General features: G+C 44.2%; 2 protein-coding genes. Both read right to left on the reverse strand.

Features of this window, described 5'->3' with window-relative positions; genetic code table 11:
* Nucleotides 1-1,057: KTSC domain-containing protein (locus B9J84_RS05560; protein ID WP_094123717.1), on the reverse strand; the 1,057-nt coding region annotated here is incomplete at its 3' end.
* Complete coding sequence (locus tag B9J84_RS05565) at nt 1,058-1,882, reverse strand: carbohydrate-binding protein (protein WP_094123718.1); 825 nt, start codon at nt 1,880-1,882, stop codon at nt 1,058-1,060.
* Between the last annotated feature and the right edge of the window lie 469 nt (nt 1,883-2,351).

The raw sequence follows: 2,351 nt of genomic DNA on the forward strand, positions 1-2,351 counted from the left end.
CTTTGATATAGGTATTAAAGTACGTGCCATGGCTAGAGGTATTAAGGAAACCATTCCAAACGGGTTCGGGGACACCGTTGTATCGATAGCCACCACCATATCTGAATCGAATATCCAGGTGTTCAGAAATCGCTGAATAGCCTAAATGAGATGTCGCGGACGAAGAGGACAGGTGCTGTTCGAAAAGCGGGTAAGGTGTTAGGTTTTCGATAATCTGTGTCATGTAATCCGCTAAAATAGGTTCTGCATTATCTTTGAGGTAAGCCTCTTCCAAACCATGGCCATATGATTCATCGCGGTCAGATGTACTTACTGGGTCAGCGGGTACTGCACCAAGTGAGCGTCTTACCGCCCACATCGGCCAGTCGTTGTCGTTGGTAAATGTTTTGGCTATGTCAGTGTGTGCGTTGCCAAAAGAGCCGCCAACATGGAATGTCGGGTTTGCGATACCTAGGTAACCGAGCATTGGGTAATCACTTAGCTTCGCACCAGTAGAGTAAGTGTAGGAGTTCGATATTTCAGTGAACAATCGGTTGCCATAGAAGTTGCCTTGGGAATGAGTCACTAACAATACTCGGGTACAGTCATCCATCGTCAAATTCAGCAAATGCCTCATGTTTTGGTAATCGCCTTCATCTTGGATGGATTCAACATCTTCGACGATTTCGGTGAAGAACCAACTGAACGTACCTGCCAGATCATCAATGATGTTTAGGTTGTGACCGAGGATAAAGTTTTCGAGTAAACGGCCTTCATCCGCTCTTTTTTGTTCTTCAGTCATTTTATGAAAAGCCACTTCTGCAACTTGGACTAAAAAAGCTTCATCTACGTTATACGCAACTTGGACATTTCGATACTTTTCATATTGACCTAAGTGCTTGTCCTGAAATCTGTCTAGCGCGTCTCTATTGGATCGTGCGCCTTCAGGGCTGGTGAACATCCCATTGACATAAAAGAGCTGAAGTTTATCTACGTTATCAACACATTGGCCTTGAGCGGAAGAAACTAAAGACATCATCGTACTCAACAGTACCAAATTTGGTATATAGTTTTTCATCTAGTTTGACTCGCTATTCAATGTTTGAGGACATGGGTTCTCAGGCAAAACCAAAGCATCAAAGTCATAGTCCATGGCTTTAAATAAGCGTTCTTTACCCAAACGGTAATAGAGTGCGCGATAAATTGAGTTGGCGTACAGTTGTGCTGGGGTTTCGTCGATCCTGCCTTCCGATTGCAATTGCTGAGCACATTTCTCGAAAGCAACGATACTGTTGTATTTGGTAGTTGCGTCTTCTTTAGAGATCTCAATCGTCTCTGCCTCTTCGAGTCCCAATGTATGGAGGTCGGCATATTCTAGACTGACCGCCAGAGCCAGTTGGACAATGTCAGGGTGTTCATATTTTTCAAGCACCGATGCTTTGTAACTGTCTCTGATGCCATCGTTATCGCTATCCACACCATGAATAGTGTCTGGTGATTTAGGGTTTACGTTGGGATCTGGATCTTCAACGGGCGTTGAAGGTTCAAGGTTAAAGTCTTCGAGAAATCGCCATGTGCTGGATTCGCTTGGGTATTCGCCCTTAACCCACCACTTGGCTAGGTACACATCACCGTTGTAATTGACGACAGAGCCTCCCACATAGGCTTGTTCATGTGCATACATCGCTACATTCGTACTATCAAGATGTATCCAGCCATCCCATGAAATGTCGTTCACCTCGGGCGCTGTACCTTGGCTCCAATGAGACGCAACGAATGACTCACCGTTATGGTTGACAATGTCGCCAGTACTGTATGCGGTGTCTTTGTCCCACGACACGGACGCGAGCGCACTGGTTGATAGACTCAATCCTATGGCTAATGCAACTAACTGCTTGTTCATAATTCTTCCTTAAAAGTGATTTCAATGCCTTCTTTACAAGATGAGTAACTAACAGAGTCCAACGGTTGTTCGTATTCATCCAATAGAGAAATGGTGTCGCCGGAGTTGTTGGGCGTTACCCCGGATGGAATGGTGATGGTAGGCTGGCTTCAAGTACACTCGTGCTCTGACTTGCATCTGGTAGGAGCGAACCAACCATCGTTATTAACGGAATGTATAAACCCAATAATCGCATGGAGTACCTCACAATCTAAGATGGCGGATACTTTATGCAAACTGGTTTATCTAGCCTTAAAATTAACGTAATATTGCGAGTAATCTTGAATTATATCTTTTTTACAAATCAGTCAGTTACTTTGCGATTGTTAATCCACTCTAAGTGAGAGGTCTTTGGTGTTTTTATCGTCATTAAAACGTTCGTGTAACTGGGTGTCTAAACGGATGACTACCCGAGAACACAGTGTATTGA

The sequence above is a fragment of the Vibrio sp. V03_P4A6T147 genome (genome assembly GCF_002241085.1).
GTDB lineage: Bacteria > Pseudomonadota > Gammaproteobacteria > Enterobacterales > Vibrionaceae > Vibrio > Vibrio anguillarum.